General features: G+C 68.5%; 17 protein-coding genes and 2 pseudogenes. 5 read left to right on the plus strand and 14 right to left on the minus strand.

Annotated elements, in window-relative coordinates:
- The first annotated feature begins 79 nt into the window (after window positions 1-79).
- Together IDM45_RS05205 and bioB are read left to right on the plus strand one after the other, a co-directional pair.
- Window positions 80-1480, plus strand: coding sequence for an aminotransferase-like domain-containing protein (locus IDM45_RS05205; RefSeq protein WP_209421918.1), 1401 nt, complete (start codon window positions 80-82; stop codon window positions 1478-1480).
- 394 nt (window positions 1481-1874) lie between these two features.
- Window positions 1875-2912, plus strand: a complete 1038-nt coding sequence (bioB, locus tag IDM45_RS05210) for a biotin synthase BioB (protein WP_209421919.1) — start codon at window positions 1875-1877, stop codon at window positions 2910-2912.
- A gap of 19 nt (window positions 2913-2931) precedes the next feature.
- On the opposite strand, the gene IDM45_RS05215 is transcribed toward bioB, so the two are convergent.
- From IDM45_RS05215 to IDM45_RS05270, 12 genes and pseudogenes are all read right to left on the minus strand, one after another.
- On the minus strand, window positions 2932-4050 hold the full coding sequence (locus IDM45_RS05215) for an ISAs1 family transposase (protein WP_209421920.1): 1119 nt from the start codon (window positions 4048-4050) through the stop codon (window positions 2932-2934).
- 181 nt (window positions 4051-4231) lie between these two features.
- A complete protein-coding gene (locus IDM45_RS05220) occupies window positions 4232-4438 on the minus strand; it encodes a YgaP family membrane protein (RefSeq protein ID WP_209421921.1) in 207 nt (68 codons plus the stop codon).
- A gap of 42 nt (window positions 4439-4480) precedes the next feature.
- Window positions 4481-4861, minus strand: a complete 381-nt coding sequence (locus tag IDM45_RS05225; protein WP_209421922.1) for a rhodanese-like domain-containing protein — start codon at window positions 4859-4861, stop codon at window positions 4481-4483.
- 31 nt (window positions 4862-4892) lie between these two features.
- Window positions 4893-5102, minus strand: coding sequence for a YgaP family membrane protein (locus IDM45_RS05230; RefSeq protein WP_209421923.1), 210 nt, complete (start codon window positions 5100-5102; stop codon window positions 4893-4895).
- 64 nt (window positions 5103-5166) lie between these two features.
- A complete protein-coding gene (locus IDM45_RS05235; protein ID WP_209421924.1) occupies window positions 5167-5529 on the minus strand; it encodes a hypothetical protein in 363 nt (120 codons plus the stop codon).
- A gap of 32 nt (window positions 5530-5561) precedes the next feature.
- Window positions 5562-6848: an NAD(P)/FAD-dependent oxidoreductase gene (locus tag IDM45_RS05240; RefSeq protein WP_325168946.1), complete on the minus strand. Its 1287-nt coding sequence runs from the start codon at window positions 6846-6848 to the stop codon at window positions 5562-5564.
- A gap of 141 nt (window positions 6849-6989) precedes the next feature.
- Window positions 6990-7319 carry a hypothetical protein gene (locus tag IDM45_RS05245; RefSeq protein WP_209421925.1) on the minus strand — a complete coding sequence of 110 codons (330 nt, stop codon included), beginning with the start codon at window positions 7317-7319 and terminating at the stop codon, window positions 6990-6992.
- Window positions 7265-7633 (minus strand): annotated as a pseudogene (locus IDM45_RS18225) (class I SAM-dependent methyltransferase); the annotation flags it as partial. The pseudogene IDM45_RS18225 and the gene IDM45_RS05245, both read right to left, overlap by 55 nt.
- Before the next feature lie 46 nt (window positions 7634-7679).
- Window positions 7680-9149, minus strand: a complete 1470-nt coding sequence (locus tag IDM45_RS05255; protein ID WP_209421926.1) for a TolC family protein — start codon at window positions 9147-9149, stop codon at window positions 7680-7682.
- 55 nt (window positions 9150-9204) lie between these two features.
- Window positions 9205-9567, minus strand: coding sequence for a carboxymuconolactone decarboxylase family protein (locus tag IDM45_RS05260; protein ID WP_209421927.1), 363 nt, complete (start codon window positions 9565-9567; stop codon window positions 9205-9207).
- A gap of 76 nt (window positions 9568-9643) precedes the next feature.
- Entirely contained in the window at window positions 9644-12886 is a 3243-nt protein-coding gene (locus tag IDM45_RS05265; protein ID WP_232653404.1) for an efflux RND transporter permease subunit, read from the minus strand.
- 1 nt (window position 12887) lies between these two features.
- A complete protein-coding gene (locus tag IDM45_RS05270) occupies window positions 12888-13988 on the minus strand; it encodes an efflux RND transporter periplasmic adaptor subunit (protein WP_232653403.1) in 1101 nt (366 codons plus the stop codon).
- 124 nt (window positions 13989-14112) lie between these two features.
- Here IDM45_RS05270 and IDM45_RS05275 point away from each other — a divergent pair, with 124 nt between their 5' ends.
- Window positions 14113-14445, plus strand: coding sequence for an ArsR/SmtB family transcription factor (locus IDM45_RS05275; protein ID WP_209421928.1), 333 nt, complete (start codon window positions 14113-14115; stop codon window positions 14443-14445).
- A gap of 203 nt (window positions 14446-14648) precedes the next feature.
- Window positions 14649-15068 (plus strand): lactoylglutathione lyase, encoded by a 420-nt coding sequence (gene gloA, locus IDM45_RS05280; RefSeq protein ID WP_209421929.1) that lies wholly within the window; start codon window positions 14649-14651, stop codon window positions 15066-15068.
- Window positions 15069-15088: 20 nt separating this feature from the next.
- On the opposite strand, the gene ispF is transcribed toward gloA, so the two are convergent.
- Window positions 15089-15568 carry a 2-C-methyl-D-erythritol 2,4-cyclodiphosphate synthase gene (gene ispF, locus IDM45_RS05285; protein WP_209421930.1) on the minus strand — a complete coding sequence of 160 codons (480 nt, stop codon included), beginning with the start codon at window positions 15566-15568 and terminating at the stop codon, window positions 15089-15091.
- Window positions 15569-15603: 35 nt separating this feature from the next.
- Entirely contained in the window at window positions 15604-16416 is an 813-nt protein-coding gene (ispD, locus tag IDM45_RS05290) for a 2-C-methyl-D-erythritol 4-phosphate cytidylyltransferase (protein WP_408631681.1), read from the minus strand.
- Window positions 16417-16579: 163 nt separating this feature from the next.
- Between ispD and mfd the strand changes: the two are divergent.
- Window positions 16580-20052 (plus strand): annotated as a pseudogene (gene mfd, locus IDM45_RS05295) (transcription-repair coupling factor).
- Window positions 20053-20077 lie beyond the last annotated feature (25 nt).

The following is a 20077-nucleotide window of genomic DNA, read 5'->3' on the forward strand; positions in this document are numbered from 1 at the left end:
CCCACCCGCCCGGCTCCTGCCCTGCCGCCATCCGTGTGCCTCCGGGCGCCCGCCTTGCCCCCTCTTGCTGCCTGCCGCCATGTTCTCGCTCGATCACCAGTCCGCCACCCCTCTTGTCGTGCAGGTGGTCGAGGGCTTTCGCGAATTGGTGGACAGCGGCAGCCTGCGCGCCGGCGCCAAGCTGCCCTCCATCCGCCAGTTCGCCCACATGCACGGCATCAGCGTCTATACCGTGGTCGATGCCTACGACCGGCTGGTGGCGCAGGGCTACTGTGTGTCGCGGCCGCACTCGGGTTTTTTCGTGCGCCGGCGCGCCGATGCGCTGCAGCCCGAGCCCCTGGCCGAACCGGTCTCCACGGGGGAGTACCGCTTCGATGCCATGTGGTACATGCAGCGCATCTTCGAGAACCGGGCGCTGCGCCTCAAGCCCGGCTGTGGTTGGCTGCCCGGCGAGTGGCTGTTCCATGACGGCGTGCGCCGCAGCCTGCGCGCGCTGGCCGCCGAGGATGCCGACCTGGGCGGCTACGGCGAGCCCAAGGGCTATCTGCCGCTGCGCCAGCTGGTGCGCGACCTGCTGGCCGAGCACGAGGTGGCAGCCAGCGCCGAGCAACTGCTGCTGACCCAGGGCTCGACCCAGGCGCTCGACCTGGTGGCGCGCCAGTTGCTGCGCCCGGGCGACGCCGTGCTGGTGGACGACCCGGGCTATGCCAACCAGTTGTCGGCGCTGCGCTTTCAGGGCGCGCGGCTGATCGGTGCGCCGCGCACCGCCCAGGGCTACGACCTGGAGCTGCTGGAGGAGCGTGTGCGCCAGCACCGGCCCAAGGTGCTGTTCACCCAGCCCCGGCTGCAAAGCCCCACGGCCTCGACGGCGCAGGTGGCGCACCTGTACCGGCTGCTGCAGCTGGCCGAGAAATACGATTTCGTGGTCGTGGAAAACGACATCTACGCCGACCTCGACCCCGAGCCGCGCCCGACGCTGGCCAGCCTGGATCAACTGCGCCGCGTGGTCTATGTCAGCAGCTTTTCCAAGACCATCTCGCCCAACATCCGCGTGGGCTACCTGGCGGCGCACCCGGATCTGCTGGAGGAGCTGGCGCGACTGAAGATGGTCTCGGGCCTGACCTCATCGGAGTTCACCGAGCGCCTGGCCTACGGCGCCCTGCTCGATGGCCGCTGGCGCAAGCACACCAAGGCGCTGCGCGACCGCCTGGCCGTGGCCCAGCAGCGCGTGGCCTCGGAGCTGCTCGACCTGGGCTTCGAGCTGTTTGCCGAACCCAAGGCCGGGATGCTGCTGTGGGCGCGGCACCCGCGCATCACCGACTCCACCGAACTGGCCTACCGCGCCGCCGAGCACGACATGCTGCTCGGCCCCGGCCACCTGTTCACCATCGACTTGCAGCCCAATGCCTGGCTGCGCTTCAACGTGGCGCACTGCAACGACCCGGCGGTGCTGGCCTTTCTGCGCGCGCAGCTGGGTTGAGGGCGTTCTGCGCTGGGCATGAGCGCGCTTTGAAAAGCGTTGTGGGAAAGCCCGAGAAATATCAAATTTGATAGCTGTCAGCGCTTGTCTGGTGCGGGTTTGGCGCTGTTTTTTATCAAATCCTGCCCGGCAGAGCGCTTGTGTCGGTCTGTCGTCTTGTTCTGGCGCAGCGAAGGGCTTTTGCCGTCTTTTGCCGTCTTTTGCCGTGGTTCGGGCGGCGGCTTCCGGCATTCTTGCCATACTGCCGGCAAAAGACGCAAAGATTCCGCCAAAAATCATCTTCTGCTGGCAAATTTGGCGACAAATGCCATCTTTTACCACCTCTTGCCAAGGGCCGACTATTTGCAGCTGCAGGTGTGCCAGGAGGCGGCTGGCACGGCCACAATGCGCCGCCATGAACCAAGCCCTGTCCCCCTCTGCCCCCGAAGCGGTCGCCAGGCCGCTCACCTTTCTGTCCCCGAAGGCCACCAGCGCCCGCCCGACCCAGCGCTGGAGCGTCGCCGGCGTCCAGGCGCTGCTCGACCTGCCTTTCCTGGATTTGCTCTGGCAGGCCCAGGCCGTACACCGCCAGCACTGGCCAGCCGGCGACATCGAACTGGCCACGCTGCTGTCGGTCAAGACCGGCGGCTGTCCGGAAAACTGCGGCTATTGCCCGCAGTCGGCGCAGTTCGACACCGGCGTGGCGGCGCAAAAGCTCTTGCCGCTCGATGAGGTGCTGGCCGCCGCCCGGGCCGCACGCGAGGCCGGCGCCACGCGCTTTTGCATGGGTGCGGCCTGGCGCGCGCCCAAGGAGCGCGACATCGAAAAAATGGCCGAGCGCATCGCCGCCGTCAAGGCGCTGGGCCTGGAAACCTGCGCCACGCTGGGCATGTTGACGCCGGCCCAGGCGCAGGCGCTCAAGGCGTCCGGGCTGGACTATTACAACCACAACCTGGACACCGCGCCCGAGTACTACCAGGACGTGGTCAGCACGCGCCAGTACCAGGATCGGCTGGACACGCTGCAGGCCGTGCGCGGCGCCGGCGTCAAGGTCTGCTGCGGCGGCATCATCGGCATGGGCGAGGCGCCGGTGCATCGCGCCGGCCTGCTGGCGCAGCTGGCCAACCTCGACCCCTACCCGGAGTCCGTGCCCATCAACAGCCTGGTGCCGGTGCCCGGCACGCCGCTGGCCGGCAGCGCGCCGGTCGATCCGCTGGACTTCGTGCGCGTCATCGCCGTGGCGCGCATCACCATGCCGCGCGCCCGGGTGCGCCTGTCGGCAGGGCGCCAGCAGCTGGGCGATGCCGTGCAGGCGCTGTGCTTTCTGGCCGGGGCGAACTCCATCTTTCATGGCGACCAACTGCTGGTCACCGGCAACCCCGAGGCCGAGGCGGATGAGCGGCTGCTGCAGCGCCTGGGGCTCAGACCTGCAGCACGAGTAGAGGGCGCATGAAAGCCCAGGGCGATCGCATCTAAATGCATAGCTCCATGACCCGCTCCAAGTAGGTCAAGTCCCAGCCCGCGCGTTTGCGCTTGGCCTTGAGTCCGGCCTTCACGCTGGTGTCGGCTTGCAGCATCTGCTGGGCTATGCGCCTGAGCAGCGCTTGGTTGTGCGCAGCGTGGTCTTTCTGGCTCAGACCGCTGTCGTCGCCCATGCCCACATCCAGGCTCCAGTGCAGCTGGTTTTCCACGCTCCAGTGCCCCCGGATGTATTGCGCCATTTGCTGGGCGCTGGTGTGTGCGCTCAGGCTACTGAGGTAGTAGCTCGTTTGTTCGCTGACTCGCTCTTGGCCTGGCAATTGGCGCGTGCGCACCACGCGCACCACGCTTTGCAGCTGGGGCCAGTGCTGGGCCGCACGCTGCAGCGCCGGCGGCAGTGCCGACACCTGGTACTTGCGCGTCTCGATGCGCCCGTGGCCTTTGTCTGAGTCACTGAACGTTTGCTGGCCCCTGTCAGCTTCAGCGCTTTCAAAGTGTTTCTTGCACACGTTGAACATGTGCCGCTGATTGCCCTTGAGGCTGAGCACGTAGTGGGCACCTTGGTCGGCGATTTGCTTGGCAATGGCTTTTTGGCAGCCCATGGCATCGATGGTGATGGTGCACCCACCAATGTCCAACAACTTGAGCAACTCAGGAATGGCCGTGATCTCGTTGCTCTTGCCATCGACCTTGCGCTGGCCCAGCAGCAAGCGCTGCTCAGATGCCCAGGCGCTGACCAAATGCAAACTGTGGTGCGCACCCTTGCCCTTGCGGTGGGCGCTGCGCACGCTCTTGCCATCGATGGCCACATGGCCCGAGGCGCTCGCAGACATACCCTTGAGCCATTGCTGCAAGACCTGTTCGAGTGCATGTGGATCCAGGCGGCGAAAGACCCGCGCGAAGGTGTCGTGCGAGGCAATGCCGCAGGGCAGGCGCAAAAAGCGTTGCAGCCAGGCCTGGTGGGCCTGGGCAAACTCCACCGTCTCGATCCAGTTGTCTGCTCCGGCGACAGTAGCGCACAGGGCGATAGCCAGCAAGTCGATGAGCTCATGGCGGCGGGTGCGCTGCACACGGGGATCGGGAATTTGTTGGAGCAGTTGCAGCAGGCTCAAGGTCGCATCCGGTTGGCTTTAGGAGCCTGCACTTTGCATCAAGATTGGCTCAAAATTTAGATGCGATCGCCCTGGGGACAAGCCTGTTTTGCTATTTTGTTAATAGCTTGCAGCGCTTATCCAGCAATGGTTTCAGCCAATTTTGATGCTACTTTGGCTGCTGGCCCGGAAAGGGCGGTACTCACGGCTTGGGCGGCTGCTGCTTGATGGGGCAGGTGTTCATGCCCAGCAGGCCATAGGCCGGGCAGAAGCGAAACAGCCCGGTCACCAGCGGCACGATGCCGATGTAGCCCCACCAGCCCACGGTGCCGGTTGCGGCCAGGGCGATCAGCACCAGGCCGACGATGATGCGCAGGATGCGGTCGATGCCGCCAACGTTGAGTTTCATGGAGTGCTCCTCGGGTTGCAGAAAAAAAAGGCCTGGGCGCAATCAGCCGAACTGCGGCAGCTTGGGCTGCTGCACCGGCTGGCCGGCGGCGACCCAGGCGTCGTAGCCACCGGCAATCGAGCGCACGTTGCGGTAGCCCATGTCGTGCATGGCGCACGCCGCCAGGGCGGCGCGGCCACTGGTCTTGCAGTACAGCAGCACGTTCAACTCGGCGTTCTGGCAGGCCGGGTGGCTGCTGAGCTGGAATTCCAGCAGGCCGCGCGGCATGTTCACGGCACCGGGCAGGTGGCCCTGGCGGTACTCGTCGGGCTCGCGCACGTCGATCAGGACGTCGGCACCGGCCACGGCCTGGGCGGCCTCGGCAACGGACAGTTCGTGGACGCGGGCCTTGGCCTCGGCCACCAGTTCAAGGGCGGTTTTCATGGGCTTCCTTTGCGGAGGTTCAACAATCGGTTCAGCAGCCGGGCTGGGCGCCCAGCTTGCGCAGGATGTTCTCCAACATGCACCATTTGGTGAAGCTGCTTTGCAGCAGGTTGGCGCCGACGAAGGCGGTGAAGGCCAGCCACCACTGGCTCATGAACAGCGGGCTGCCAGGGATGCCCAGGGCCAGCGACAGCAGGATGAAGGTACCGGCCAGCAGGCGCACGATTTGCCAGGAAGTCATGGGAACAGCTCCTTGAAGAATGAAAAGAAAGGGCAGGGCACTCGGGATGTTGTGCCTGGCCGGCTCAGTTGGCTGGCCGGGCCGGGCAGGCGCCGCCGGCACAGGCCGGGCAGAACATGGCCACCAGCGGCCAGGCGAACAGCGCAAACGCCGCACCCAGGCCCAGGGCCATGCCCAGCAGGTTGAGCCAGTCCACCCAGTAGCCCATGTTGTCGAACGAGGACTGGGTCAGGTGGGGCAGCGTGAAGAACAGCAGGCCGGCCACGAAACTGGCCGGAAACAGGGCGCGGCGCAGCGCCAGCAGGCTCAGGCGCGAGCGCGCCAGCACCATCAGCGCCAGCCAGACCACGGCCAGCGCCAGCAGCACCGGCCACAGGCCCAGGGCGATTTCGTAGAGGATGTTCAGCACCAGCCAGATTTCGTACATGACGTGTCTCCTTGGAAAACATCAGCAGGGCATCAGACACGGCCCTTGAGCACCGCCATGTAGGCCGGCTTGAGCATCCGGATCTTCATCAGCCAGGCGGCGTAGCTGTCCTGCAGCGGCTCGATCATGGGCAGCGAGGGCGTGAGCCGGCCCTCGTAGTCGAACTCGATCAGCCAGGCCGAACCCTCGCGCACGATCATGGGGCAGGAGGTGTAGCCGTCGAACACCTCGCCCGGCGTGCGCCCGGCGATGACCTCCACCAGATGCCGGGCGACGATGGGCGCGCTCTTCTTGACGGTGGCCGCCGTCTTGCCGCGCGGCGTGCCATTGGTGTCGCCCAGGCCGAAGACGTTCTTGTAGCGCCGGTGCTGCAGGGTGCTCTTGTCCACCTCCAGCCAGCCGCCGGCGGCCATGGGGCCGTCCTGCCAGGCCAGATCCGAATTCTTCACCGCATCGACGGCGCGCATGGGCGGCACGACGTGGATGAAGTCGTAGGGCACTTCGCTGGCCTCGCCCTCGGGCGTGGCGAAGGTGGCGCGGCGTGCGCCGATGTCGATGGCCGTGAGCTTTTGCCCGTACTGCACGCCCACGCCCAGGGCCTGCCAGCGCTGGAGCACGCTGTCGTTGACCGCCGGCACGCCAAAGACGTTTTGCAGCGCCGAATAGAAGGTGATGCTCGACTTGTCCAGGGTGCCGGCCTGCGCCAGCCGGTCGCGCAGCATGAAGGTCATCTTCAGCGGCGCGCCGGCGCACTTGAGCGGCGTGGCCGGCAGCGTCATGACGGCCTGGCCGCCCTTTTGCCGAAAGCTGTCCATGGCGGCCCAGGTGGCGACAGCTGCCTCGGCGCTGGGATAGACGCTGGCCAGACCGTTGCTGCCGATGGCCTTGATATCCATGCCCTCGATCTGCGCCCAGTCCTGGTGCGTGCCGGTGGCCACGACCAGGTAGTCGTAGGTGATGCGCTGGCCGCTGGCGGTGACCACCGTGTTGGCCGCCGGGTCGAACTCGGCCACCATGTCCTGCACCCACTGCACGCCGGCGGGCTGCAGCGCGGCGTTGCGCTCGATGACCTTGTCCACCGGCCATACGCCCGTGGCCACCAGGGTGTAGCCGGGCTGGTAGTGGTGTGCCTGCTTGGCATCGATGATGGTGATGCGCGCGCCATCGAGCAGGCCTTGCAGGCGGTGCGCCACGGCGATGCCGCCCAGGCCGCTGCCGGCGATGACGATGTGCGCCTTGGTCGGCAGGCGGGCGGCATGGGCCGGGGCGGCAGTGGCCCCAGGCCGATGCCGGCGGCAGCTCCTGCCCTGCGGCTGCACCCAGCCAGGCGCGGCGGGACAGGGGCAGGGCGGTGGAGGATTGGGTGGCGCCAGCCGGGGTCGGGCAGCCTTGCGGATGGGGGTGCATGGGCATGGTCATCTCCCTGTTTCCTGGTTGTTTCCTGGTCTGTGCCGGCGTGGCTACAGCGCCTGCCCCAGCCAGCGCACGACCTGCGCCGGCCCCTGGTGTCCCGGGCCTTCGTCCAGGTTGGCCAGCACTTCGGCGCCCAGTTCCTCGCGCAGCAGGCCGGCGAAATCCTGGCGCAGCGCGGCCAGGGTGTAGAGCATGTCCACGTCCTTGGGGCCGCCGCTGGTGAAGGCCAGTTGCCCGGGATGGAAGGCCTCCAGCAGCAGCCAGCCCCCGGGCGCAGGGCGCGCGCCAGGCGGCGATGGATGGCGGGGCGCGCTTGCGCGGGCAGGTGGACGTAGGTCAGCACCACGGCGTCGCAACTGGCCGGCTCGGGCGTCCAAGTGCCCAGGTCGGCTTGCAGGGTCTGCAGGGCCACGCCCTGCTGGCGGGCCAGAGTGCGGGCCTTGTCCAGACCCACGGCGGAGGCATCGACGGACAGCACCTCGTGGCCCTGGGCCGCCAGCCAGACGCCGTTGCGCCCCTCGCCGTCGCCGGGCACCAGCACGCGGGCCGCCGGGGGCAGCCGCCGTGCCTGCTCGCGCACGAAGGCATTGGGCTCGGTGCCGTACTTGTAGTGCGGGCTGTCGAAAGCCTGATCCCAGAATGTCATTTTTTGCCTCCTTTTGCTGTTTTTCCCTTGCTGGACAAGCGCCATCAGCTATTGAAAAGTGAGTGAATACACTTGCTGGTCAGCATTTTTTTCACTCCTTTTCTTTCTGGGCGCTGCCTGTGGCGGCATCTGCCGCTGCCGCTGCCGCTGCCAATGCCTGGCTGGCGGCCCGCAGGCGCTGTTCGTCCAGCTGGCCGGCCAGCAGGGCCAGGCGCAGGCCGTCCAGCAGCAGCGCGCCGCGCGCCTGGCTCAAAGCCAGCTCGGCGGCGGCGGCGTCGTTCTGGGCGTTGAGCCAGTCCAGCAGCGTGCGGTCGCCGGCCTCGCGCCCGGTGCGCGTGGCGTCCAGGCGCGACCGACTGGCGTTGAGCGCGTGCTCCAGCGCCTGCACGCGCTGCGCCCCGGCGGACAGGCCCAGCCAGGCGGCATGGGTCTGGCTGGCGACCTGCTGGCGCGTGCTGTCCGCCTGCGCCTGGGCCTGTTCGAGCTGGCGCAGGGCCTGCTCCTGACGGGCCTCGCGCATCCCGCCGGTGTACAGCGGCACGGTGAGCTGCACGCCCACGCTGGCGCTGCGGGCGCTGCTGCGCGAGCGGCCAAAGTCGCCGCTGCCGTGCAGTCGCTCCTGACCGGCCTGGGCGACCAGCTCGACGCTGGGCGCGGCGCGGGCGCTGTGCCGCTCGGCCTCGGCGCGCGCCAGCTCCTGCGCCAGCCGCTGCAGGCGGATGCCGGGGTTGGCGTCTTCGGCCTGCTGCTGCCAGTGCGCCAGGGGCAGGGCGGTGGCGGCACTGGCGTTCGCGGCTGTAGCCGCGGCGACGGGCAGCTGCGGGCGCAGGGTCTCGGGCGGCAGGCCGGTGGTGTCGGCCAGCAGGCGCAGCTTGACCTGCAGCGCGACCTGCGCGGCCAGCTCCTGCGCCTGCAGCGCAGCCAGCTGGGCGCCGGCCTCGTGGGTGTCGGTGATGGGCGCGTCGCCGATGCGAAAGCGCTCCTGCGCTTCTTCGAGCGCGCGCTGCACGGCCTGCAGTTGCTGGCGCGTCAGCTGCAGGGCCTGCTGCGCCAGGGCGGCGTCCAGGTAGCGCTCGGCGGTGCGCAGCATGGCCTGCTGGTGCGCCGCCTGCCATTGCAGCTCAGCCCTGTCGGCCTGCAGCTGCAGCAGCTGCTGCTGGACGCGGCGCTGCGGGTGGTACAGCGGCTGGCTGGCCTGCAGCGCCCAGCGCGTGGCCGTGCCGCCGTGGACGGAGGTGGAAAAATCCACCCCGTCGTTCTGGCCCATGCCGGGCGCGGCAAAGTGGGCGCCGCGCGTGTCGCTGTCGTGGCTGGCGGCGCCGGCGCTGGCGGCAAGCTGCACGCCTGGGCGCCACAGGGCGGCGGCCTGCTCGCGCAGCGGCTGGGCGCCGGCACGGGCGGCACGCGCCACGGCCAGCTCGGGGTCGTGCTGCTCGGCCCCCGCCCAGGCGGCCAGCAGGTCGGTTGCCAGGGCAGGGCGCGGCAGGGCCCCGGCAAGCGTCAGGCCGGCAGCCAGGGCCAGGGCGCTCAAGGCCCTGGAGGAGAGGGGCAAGGCAGGCATGGGTGGGCAGTCTTTGTGTGGAGAGCGAAGGGGGACGGGGCGCTGCCGGCGGGCTTCAGCCAGCCTTGGCGGCGGCCTGGGCGGCGAACTCGTCGAAGGCGGCGCTGGCACGGGCGGCATACATCAGCGATGGCCCGCCGCCCATGTAGACGGCCATGCCCAGGGCTTCGGTCAGCTCCTCGCGGGTACAGCCGAGCTTGACCAGGGCCTGCGTGTGGTAGCCCAGGCAGGGGTCGCAGCGCACCGACACCGACAGGGCGATGGCGATCAGCTCCTTGGTCTTGGCGTCCAGCGCGCCGTCCTTGGTGGCGGCCTGCGCCATGGCGGAAAACCCGCGCAGCGTGTCGCCGATCTCGCCGCGCAGCTTGCCGATCTCGGCGCTGGTGTCCTTGATGATTTCCTGGTAGCTGGGGAACATGGTGTGACTCCTTGTCGTGAGGGTGAAAAAGCAAGCTATCCATTCAATAGCTGGAATCGCTTGCCAGGTAAGGGTTTCAGGCCGTTTTGCCCATTTCCTGCTGGCCTGGCGCGCGCCGGCGATAGGCGGCGTAGTACAGCGTAGGGATGACCACCAGCGTCAGCAGCGTGGACACCAGGATGCCGAAGATCAGCGCGATTGCCAGGCCGTTGAAGATGGGGTCGTCCAGGATGAAGAAGGCGCCGATCATGGCCGCCAGGCCGGTGAGCACGATGGGCTGGGTGCGCGCGGCCACGGCGTGGACGACGGCACGGGCCAGCGGCACGCCACCGGCCTGCTGCAGCCGCACGAAGTCCACCAGCAAGATGGAGTTGCGCACGATGATGCCGGCCAGGGCGATCATGCCGATCATGCTGGTGGCGGTGAACTGCGCGCCCAGCAGGGCATGGCCGGGCATGACGCCGATGACGGTGAGCGGAATGGGCGCCATGATGATCAGCGGCGTGAGGTAGGAGCCGAACTGCGCCACCACCAGCAGGTAGATCAGGATCAGGCCGACGGCGTAGGCCGCCCCCATGTCGCGGAAGGTCTCGTAGGTGATGCGCCACTCGCCGTCCCAGCGCAGGCTGTAGTCGCGCTGGGCGTCCTGCGGCATCTCGACGAACAGCTCCTGCAGCGCGCCGCCGCCGGGCGTGGCGATGCCGGCCAGCGCGCCGCGCATGGCGAACATGCCATACAAAGGGCTGTCCACGCGCCCGGCCATGTCGCCCTGCACGAAGTCCACCGGCAGCAAGTCCTTGTGGTAGATGGGCTGCTCGCGCTGTGTGTTGCTCACGCTGACCAGCTCGCGCAGCGGCACCAGCCGGCCCGCCGCGCCCGGCACGCCGAGCTGCAGCAGGGCATCCAGGCTGCCGTGGCTCTCGGGCGGCAACTGCAGCCACACGGGCACCGGGTGGCGGCTGGCGTCGCGCAGCCAGGTCACGGCCTCGCCGGCCAGGCCGGCGCGCAGCGTGGCCACGATGTCCGGCTGCGCCACGCCGGCCAGCGCGGCCTTTTGCCGATCGACCAGCAGCAGCGTGCGCGGCGCCGGGGCAATGGATGTGGAGTCCACATCGACCACCCCCGCCGTCGATTCGAAGACCGCGCGCACGGCCTGCGCCACCTGGCGGCGGCCTTCGGTGTCGGGGCCGTAGATTTCCGCGACGATGGGCGCCAGCACCGGCGGGCCGGGCGGCACTTCCACCACCTTGACATTGGCGCCCCAGCGCCGGCCAATGTCCTGCAGCGCGGCGCGCTCGCGCATGGCGATGGCGTGGCTTTGCTGCTTGCGGTGCTGCCGATCCACCAGATTGACCTGGATGTCGCCCAGCTCGCTGCTGGCGCGCAGTTCGTACTGGCGCACCAGGCCGTTGAAGTTGATGGGCGCTGCGGTGCCGGCATAGGCCTGCCAGTCCTGCACCTCGGGCACGCTGGCCAGGTGTGTGCCCAGTTCGCGCAGCACGGCGGCGGTGTCTTCCAGCGGTGTGCCGGCGGGCATGTCCACGACGATCTGGAACTCGGACTTGTTGTCGAAGGGCAGCATCTTGAGCTGCACCCAGCCCAGCACCGGCAACAGCACCGACAGCGCGATCAGCGCGGCCACGGCAAGCCACAGCAGCGCCCGGTTGCGCCCGCCGCGCTGTTCATGGAGCAGCGGGGCGAAGGTGCGGGCGAAGAACGGCTCGAGCCGGGCGGTCAGGCCGGTATGGCCGCCGGCGCTGTGCGACTTCATCCAGAGCCGGGCCAGCCAGGGCGTGACGACGAAGGCAATCGCCAGCGACAGCAACATGCCCATGCTGGCGTTGATGGGGATGGGCGCCATGTACGGCCCCATCAGGCCGGAGACAAAGGCCATGGGCAGCAGCGCGGCAATGACCGTGAAGGTGGCCAGGATGGTCGGCCCGCCGACCTCATCGACGGCGCGCGGGATGATCTGCGCCAGCGGCAGGCCGGGCTGGAGCTGCTGATGGCGGTGGATGTTCTCGACCACCACGATGGCGTCATCGACCAGGATGCCGATGGAAAAAATCAGCGCGAACAGCGATACCCGGTTCAGCGTGAAGCCCCAGGCCCAGGAGGCAAACAGCGTGGCCGTGAGCGTCAGCACCACCGCCAGCCCGACGATGGCGGCCTCGCGCCGGCCCAGCGCCAGGAACACCAGCGCCACCACCGAGGCCGTGGCGAACAGCAGTTTCTGGATTAGCTTCTGCGCCTTGTCGTTGGCGGTCTCGCCATAGTTGCGCGTCTGGCGCACCTGCACGTCATCGGGGATCAGCACGCCCTGGAGCTGCGTCATGCGCGCCGACAGGGCATTGGCCACGTCGATGGCGTTCTCGCCGGGCTTCTTGGTCACCTGTAGCGTGATGGCTGGCCATTCCTGCACCTGGCCGCCTTCGCCATCCTTGCCGCGCTGGCCCAGCCAGACCAGGCGCTGCGCCGGCGGCGCGCCGTCGCGCACCTGCGCCACGTCCTGCAGGAAGATGGGGCGACCGGCGCGCGTGGCCACGACCAGCCCGGCCACCTCGCGCGCCGAGGCCAGGAAAGGGCCGGCCTGCAGCTCGACGCTTTGGCCGCCGGCCAGCAAGTCGCCCACCGGCAGGCCGAAGTTGGCCGACTGCAGCGCGGCGCGCAGCTCGCGCACCGACACGCCGGTGCTGGCCATGCGCGCAGCATCGAGTTCGACCACCACGGCGCGGCCCGGCCCGCCGATGGCACGCACCTCGCGCACGCCGGGCACGCGGGCCAGCTCAGCCTCGATGGTGTGGGCCACGCGCTCCAGGCCGAAGGTGTCGGCGGTCTCGTCGCTGGCGTGCAGGGTAAAGCTGACGATGGGCACATCGTCGATGCCCTTGGGGCGGATCAAGGGCTGCTGCACGCCCAGGCCCTGGGGCCACAGGTCGGCATGGCTGCGCAACTGGTCGTGCAGGCGCACCAGGGCTTCATTGCGCGGCACGCCGACCTTGAACTGCACCGTGAGCAGCGCCAGGCCCGGACGCGAGACGGACATGACATGCTCCGTGCCTTCCATGCCGGCGAGCAGTTGCTCGGCGGGTGTGGCGATCAGTTGCTCGACATCACGCACCGAGGCGCCGGGGAAGGGCACCAGCACGCTGGCCATGGTCACGTCGATCTGCGGCTCCTCCTCGCGTGGGGTGACCAGCACGGCAAAGGCGCCTAGCAGAAAGGCCACCAGCGCCAGCAGCGGCGTGATCTGCGCCGACTGGAACAGGGCGGCAATGCGGCCGGAGATGCCCATGCGGGCCGGGTTGGCGTGCTGCATGTCAGCGCACCCGGGCCGCAGCCTGTGGATCGAGCACCACGCGCTCGCCGGCGCGCAGTCCGCTCAGGACGGGGATGGAGGCCTGGGCATCGGCGGCGCTGGCCGGGCTGGCCGGCGCCTGGCCCAGGCGCACCTGGCGCAGGCGCGGGCGCTGCTGCTCGTCCAGCACATAGACGGCGGTCAGCTCGCCGCGGCGCAGCACGGCGCTGGCCGGCACGGCGAGCGCAGGCGTGGGGACGGAACTGGCGCCAGGCTGGGCGCTGGCACCTGGGGCCACCGGCAGCCACAGCCGGGCGAACATGCCGGGTGCGGCGCCTGTCAGATCGCCGGGCAGGGGCAGGCGCCATTGCGCCGTGTGCGTGCTGCGGTCGATGGTGGGCAGGCGCTGGATGTCGTTCAGCGCCACGCTGGCGCGGCTGCCGGGCAGGCTGGGGATTTCCCATTGCGCGGGCGCATCGGCCAGTTGCAGGGTCTGCGGCACGCTGGCGGTGATGCGCAGCGCTGCCGGGTCGTACAGGCGCAGCAGCGGGCGCCCGGGCGTAGCCATGTCGCCCAGGGCCACCGGCAGTTCGCTGACGATGCCGGAGTAGGGCGCGCGCACGATGTGCAGGCCCGCCTGTGCGGAGGCGGCACCGGCCTGGGCCTGCAGGGCGCGCATCTGGGCATGGGCGGCCTGGGCCTGGGCCTGGGCGCGCTCCAGCCCGGCCTGGCTGATGTATTGGCGGGCGAACAATTGTTTTTGCCGCGCCAGCTCGCTGTCGGCCAACTGGGCTTGCGTGCGGGCCGCCTCCACCTGGGCGGCGCTGGCGAGAGCGCCTTGCCGGGCCGGCTGGGCATCCAGTCGCAGCAGTTCCTGACCGGCCTGCACCCGGTCGCCCACACGTACCAGCAACTGCACCACGGCACCGGCCACCTGGGTGGACACGGTGGTGTCGCGCACGGCCTCGACAACGCCGTCTGCGGCGTGCAAGTGCGGGCTGTGGCTGGCCAGGATCGGAGCCGACGCCAGAGCCTGGGCGTTGGCAAAGGGCAAGCCAGCGACCGAAGCCAGCCCGGCTGTGACAGCCAGCGCCACCAGCATCCGCCGGGAATCAAGGGGCAAGACAGGACAGAACATGCAGGCATTATTTAACTAAACAGTTAATTAGTCAAACAACTCATAGAATGTCGGCCATGCACCACACCTGTGAACCTGTTCTGTCTGTTCTGTCTGGAGGGAGGACGTCATGAAGGAACTCCCGCCCGAGGCGCTGGAGCACATCGCTGCATATTTCCAGGCCTTGTCCGAGCCGATGCGCCTGCAGCTGATCAACCTGCTGCGTGCCGGCGAGCGCAACGTGGGCGAGTTGGCGCGTGAATGCGGCTGCACCACGGCCAATGCGTCCAAGCACCTGGCGCTGCTGGCGCAGCAAGGCATGGTCGCGCGCGAAAGCCGTGGCACCAGCGTCTATTACCGCATCGCCGACGACACCATTGATGCCCTGTGCGATCTGGTGTGTGGCTCCCTGGCGCGGCAGTTCGAGCAGCGCGTCCAGGAGGGTGCGATGTTCAATCGCTGACTGCGGTTTGCGGCTGCAGGTCATGTGTGCCGACCGACCGACCGCCGACGGCTTTTTCTGTTCCTGGTTACAGGGCGGTAAGTGCGGCGGAAACGGTGAATCTTTGGCAATTGTTGTTTGTAAATTAACATAATATACATCGTATATATAAAAACCATGCCCAAGGGCCGCCCGGGCCTTTCGCTGATCGGGATAATCACCCCATGCGATTCCTTCACACCATGCTGCGCGTTGGCAATCTCCAGCGCTCCATCGACTTCTACACCCAGGTGCTGGACATGCAACTGCTGCGCACCTCGGAGAACCCCGAGTACAAATACTCGCTGGCGTTTCTCGGTTTCTCGGGCGGCAATCCCGACCAGGCTGAGCTTGAGCTGACCTACAACTGGGGCGTGGACAACTATGAGATGGGTACGGCCTATGGCCACATCGCCATCGGCGTGCCCGACGCCTACGCCGCCTGCGCACGCATCAAGGCGGCTGGCGGCAACGTCACCCGCGAGGCCGGCCCGGTCAAGGGCGGCTCGACGGTGATCGCCTTCGTCACCGACCCCGATGGCTACAAGATCGAATTGATCCAGGAGAACACGCGAGCTGCCAAGGCCGATCCGCTGCGCTCATAGCCAGCCTCGGCGGCGGCAGTTCAGGGCCGCTGCAGCAGCACCACTGCGCGCGCCTCGATGGCCAACCCCTGGCCGACCGGCCCCAGGCGCTCGGCAGTCTTGGCCTTGACGTTGACCTGCTCGGGCGCCAGGCCCAGCACCTGCGCGATGCGTCCGCGCATAGCGGCGATGTGCGGCGCCAGGCGCGGTGCCTGGGCGATGACGGTGCTGTCCAGATTCACCACAGCGTAGCCCTGTTTGGCCACGCGCCGCATGGCTTCGGCCAGCAGGACGGTCGAATCTGCCCCGCGAAAGCGCGCGTCGGTGTCGGGGAAATGACTGCCGATGTCACCCAGCCCGGCGCCGCCCAGCAGCGCATCGGTGATGGCGTGCAGCAGCACGTCGGCATCCGAATGCCCCAGCAAGCCCGTGCGGTGGGCGATCTCCACGCCGCCAATGACCAGCTTGCGTCCGGGCACCAGGGCGTGGACATCCCAACCCTCGCCAATCCTGAAATTCATGTCGCTTCGACTCTCGCTTGTTGTGTGCCGGATGCTCAGCCCGGCGGACGATGGAAGAACGCCGTCTTTTCCCCGCCGGCTGCTTCGCCCGCAGCGCCACCGAAACGCTCGACCGTGGTGCCCAGCAGGCGCTGCGCCAGCACTGCCTCGGCCAGGGCGAAGTCCTGCGGCCAGGTGACCTTGAAATTCTGCGCCCCGCCCTCGACCAGGCGCGGGTGCAGGCCCAGCGCCTCCATGGCGCTGGCCTCGTCGGTGGCGCCGCTGCCGACCTGCTCCAGCGCCTGCCGCAGCGCCCCCAGGCGGAACATCTGCGGCGTCTGCGCCAGCCATTTGTCGCTGCGATCCACCGTGGCCAGCACGCGCACGCCGCCTGGGCCGTCGCTGGCCGTCTTAAGCGTGTCGGCCACCTTGTGCGCCAGCAGACCACCCACGCTGTCGTCCAGGCAGGCATCGATCAGCGCATCGATCAGCGCGCTGGTGACCAGGCAGCGCGCTGCGTCGTGTACCAGCACCCAGTCGTCCTCATGCGCGCCACGCTGTGCCAGCGCGCGCAGGCCGCCCAGCACCGAATCGGCGCGCGTGGCGCCGCCGCAGGGCACGGCAAAGCCGCCCGGGTGCAGGGCGTGGCGCTCGAAGAAATCATCGCCCGGCGCCACCGCCAGCAGCGTGCCGGCCAGCCGCGCCACGCCGGCAAAGGCCGTCAGGGTGTGCAGCACCAGCGGCTGGCCGGCAATGACCTGGTACTGCTTGGGGCCGCCGGCCATGCCCGGGGCCAGGGCGCGCGTGCCAGTGCCGGCGCAGGGGATCAGGGCCCACAGCCGCACGGCCGCAGGCGGCGGTGCGGACAGGGTCGCGTAGGCCGCATCGCGGGCCGGAGGCTGGCCCGGCGCAGTGCCGGGGGCGGACAAGGCAGTCATGGGCGCGCATTCTAGAATCGCCCTCCGCCGCCCAGGAGCTGACCCGCCGCCCCGCCCGGCCCGCAGCCTGCCCCCTGCTGCGCGGCGCCCTTGCATGGATCTACCCAAACTCTCCCCCGGAAAACGCTTCACCCTGCCCCGCCCGCGGGCAGCGCCGATGCCTTGCTGCTGGCCCGCCTGGGCCAGCAGCAGGCCGCCGCTGGCCGCCTGAGCGCCGTCATCACCGCCGATGCCACCGACGCCCGGCGCCTGATCGACGAGCTGGCCTTCTTCGCGCCCGAGCTGCGCTGCGCCCTGTTCCCCGACTGGGAAACCCTGCCCTACGACAGCTTCTCGCCGCACCAGGACTTGATCAGCGAGCGCCTGGCCACGCTGTGGCGCATCTCGCAGGGCGAGGTGGACGTGGTGCTGGTGCCGGCCACCACGGCGCTGTACCGCCTGGCGCCGCAGTCCTTCCTGGCTGCCTACACCTTTCACTTCAAGACCGGGCAGAAGCTCGACGAAGCCAGGCTGCGCGCGCAGCTGACGCTGGCCGGCTACCAGCACGTCTCGCAGGTGGTCAGCCACGGTGAGTACGCCGTGCGCGGCGGGCTGATCGACCTCTTTCCCATGGGTGCGGAGCAACCCTACCGGGTCGATCTGTTCGACGACGAGATCGACTCCATCCGCACCTTCGACCCAGACAGCCAGCGCAGCGCACATGCCGTGCAGGAAATCCGCCTGCTGCCCGGGCGCGAATTCCCCATGGACGACGACGCGCGCGCGCGCTTTCGCCAGCGCTGGCGCGAGTTGCTGGAGGGCGACCCCACGCGCAGCCGCATCTACAAGGACATGGGCGCGGGCATTGCCACCGCCGGCATCGAGTACTACCTGCCGCTGTTCTTCGAGCACACGGCCACCGTGTTCGACTACCTGGGCAGCAGCGCCACACTGGTGCTGCACGGCGACCTGGAGGCCGCCTTCCAGCGCTTCTGGCAGGACACGCGCGAGCGCTACCGACTCATCGAAGGCGATGCCGAGCACCCTGCCCTGCCGCCCGAGGCGCTGTTCCTGTCCGCCGAGCAGTTCTACGTACAGGCCAAGCCGCACGCCCAGCTGGCGCTACGCGCCGGCATTGAGGACAGCCCGGACAACCCGGTGTTTCAGCCGCTGCCGCCCCTGGCCGTGGTGCGCGGCGCCGAAGACCCGCTGGCGCGGCTGCAGGCGCACATCGCCATGGGCGGCCAGCGCACACTGCTGCTGGCCGAAAGCAGCGGGCGGCGCGAGAGCCTGCTGGACTTTCTGCGCGCCTCGGGCCTGAACCCGCCGGCCTTCGACAGCCTGGCGCAATTCCAGCAGACGCAGGACGAACGCATCGGCATCGCCGTTGGCGCCCTGGCGCACGGCTTTGCCTGGGTCGAGGGCGGCATCGACTTCGTCACCGAGACCGAGCTGTTCGCCGCCAGCGGCACCACGCGCCGGCGCAGAAAGCAGGAGCAGGCCAGCGACCTGGAAGCGCTGATCAAGGATTTGTCGGAGCTCAAGGTGGGCGACCCGGTCGTGCATACCCAGCACGGCATTGGCCGCTACCTGGGCCTGGTCAACATGGACGTAGGCCAGAAAAACCCTGACGGCACGCCGGCGCTGCAGGAATTCCTGCACCTGGAATACGCCGACAAGGCCGCGCTGTACGTGCCCGTGAGCCAGCTGCAGCAAATCGGCCGCTACACCGGCGTGTCGCCCGACGAGGCGCCGCTGCACAAGCTGGGCGGCAGCCAGTGGGAAAAAGCCCGGCGCAAGGCTGCCGAGCAGGTGCGCGACACCGCCGCCGAGCTACTCAACATCTACGCCCGCCGCGCCGCACGCCAGGGCCATGCGTTTCGCTTCCCGGCGCAGGACTACGAGGAATTCGTCAGCGACTTCGGCTTCGAGGAGACCGCCGACCAGCAGGCGGCCATCACCGCCGTGGTGCAGGACATGATCAGCCCGCAGCCCATGGATCGGCTGGTCTGCGGCGATGTCGGCTTTGGCAAGACCGAAGTGGCCCTGCGCGCGTGCTTCGTCGCCGTGGCGGGCGGCAAGCAGGTGGCGTTTCTCGCGCCGACGACGCTGCTGGCCGAGCAGCACTACCGCACGCTGGCCGATCGCTTTTCCCGCTGGCCCGTCAAGGTGGCGGAAGTCTCGCGCTTTCGCTCGGGCAAGGAGATCACGGCAGCCGTCAAGGGCATTGCGGACGGCACGGTGGACATCGTGGTCGGCACGCACAAGCTGCTCAGTGAATCCACCCAGTTCAAGAACCTGGGCCTGCTCATCATCGACGAGGAGCACCGCTTTGGCGTGCGCCACAAGGAAGCCATGAAAGCCTTGCGCGCCGAAGTGGACGTGCTGACGCTGACGGCCACGCCGATTCCGCGCACCATGGGCATGGCGCTGGAGGGCCTGCGCGACCTGTCGGTGATCGCCACCGCGCCCCAGCGCCGCCTGGCCATCAAGACCTTTGTCAGGAGCGAGAGCAACGGCGTCATCCGCGAAGCCGTGCTGCGCGAGTTGAAGCGCGGCGGCCAGGTCTATTTCCTGCACAACGAGGTCGAAACCATCGAAAACCGCCGCCAGGCGCTGGAGCAAATCCTGCCCGAGGCGCGCATCGCCATCGCCCACGGCCAGATGCCCGAGCGCGAGCTGGAGCGCGTCATGCGCGACTTCGTGGCGCAGCGCTTCAACGTGCTGCTGTGCTCGACCATCATCGAGACCGGCATCGACGTGCCCTCGGCCAACACCATCGTCATCGCCCGCGCCGACAAGTTCGGCCTGGCGCAGTTGCATCAGCTGCGCGGGCGCGTGGGCCGCAGCCACCACCAAGCCTATGCCTATCTGATGGTGCCCGACCTGGAAAGCCTCAGCAGGCAGGCCAGCCAGCGCCTGGAGGCCATCCAGCAGATGGAAGAACTGGGCAGCGGCTTTTATCTGGCCATGCACGACCTGGAAATCCGTGGCGCCGGCGAGGTGCTGGGCGAGAGCCAGAGCGGCAACATGCTGGAAGTGGGTTTTCAGCTGTACAACGAGATGCTGGCCGAGGCCGTGCGCAGCCTCAAGGCCGGCAAGGAGCCGGACTTGCTGGCGCCCATGCAGGCGGCCACCGACATCAACCTGCACGCCCCGGCCCTGCTGCCCGAGGACTACTGCGGCGACGTACACCTGCGCCTGTCGTTCTACAAGAAACTCGCCACCGCCAGGAGCAGCGAGCAGATCGATGCGCTGCTGGAAGAACTGGTCGATCGCTTCGGCAAGCTGCCACCGCAGGCGCAGACGCTGATCGACGTACACCGCCTGCGCGTCTTGAGCCAGACCTACGGCGTGGTCAAGGTCGATGCGGCGCCGGGTGTCATCACCATCACCTTCAAGCCGCAGCCGCCGGTCGATCCGCTGGCCATCATCCAGCTGATCCAGAAGAACCGGCACATCAAGCTGGCCGGCAACGAGAAGCTGCGCATTGAACGCGCCCTGCCCGAAGCGCGCGACCGTGCGCAGATGGTGCGCGACGTACTGCGCAGCCTGGGCCAGCCGCTGGCCGAGCCGACACCGGCTTGAATCTGTCCGTATTTATATGAAATCA

Source organism: Melaminivora jejuensis, assembly GCF_017811175.1.
Taxonomy (GTDB): domain Bacteria; phylum Pseudomonadota; class Gammaproteobacteria; order Burkholderiales; family Burkholderiaceae_C; genus Melaminivora; species Melaminivora jejuensis.

Coding starts and splice junctions, on each gene's coding strand:
- IDM45_RS05205 (WP_209421918.1), top strand. CDS start 80: ATGTTCTCGCTCGATCACCAGTCCGCCACCCCTCTTGTCGTGCAGGTG.
- bioB (WP_209421919.1), top strand. CDS start 1,875: ATGAACCAAGCCCTGTCCCCCTCTGCCCCCGAAGCGGTCGCCAGGCCG.
- IDM45_RS05220 (WP_209421921.1), bottom strand. CDS start 4,438: ATGAAACTCAACGTTGGCGGCATCGACCGCATCCTGCGCATCATCGTC.
- IDM45_RS05225 (WP_209421922.1), bottom strand. CDS start 4,861: ATGAAAACCGCCCTTGAACTGGTGGCCGAGGCCAAGGCCCGCGTCCAC.
- IDM45_RS05230 (WP_209421923.1), bottom strand. CDS start 5,102: ATGACTTCCTGGCAAATCGTGCGCCTGCTGGCCGGTACCTTCATCCTG.
- IDM45_RS05235 (WP_209421924.1), bottom strand. CDS start 5,529: ATGTACGAAATCTGGCTGGTGCTGAACATCCTCTACGAAATCGCCCTG.
- IDM45_RS05255 (WP_209421926.1), bottom strand. CDS start 9,149: ATGCCTGCCTTGCCCCTCTCCTCCAGGGCCTTGAGCGCCCTGGCCCTG.
- IDM45_RS05260 (WP_209421927.1), bottom strand. CDS start 9,567: ATGTTCCCCAGCTACCAGGAAATCATCAAGGACACCAGCGCCGAGATC.
- IDM45_RS05265 (WP_232653404.1), bottom strand. CDS start 12,886: ATGCAGCACGCCAACCCGGCCCGCATGGGCATCTCCGGCCGCATTGCC.
- IDM45_RS05275 (WP_209421928.1), top strand. CDS start 14,113: ATGAAGGAACTCCCGCCCGAGGCGCTGGAGCACATCGCTGCATATTTC.
- gloA (WP_209421929.1), top strand. CDS start 14,649: ATGCGATTCCTTCACACCATGCTGCGCGTTGGCAATCTCCAGCGCTCC.
- ispF (WP_209421930.1), bottom strand. CDS start 15,568: ATGAATTTCAGGATTGGCGAGGGTTGGGATGTCCACGCCCTGGTGCCC.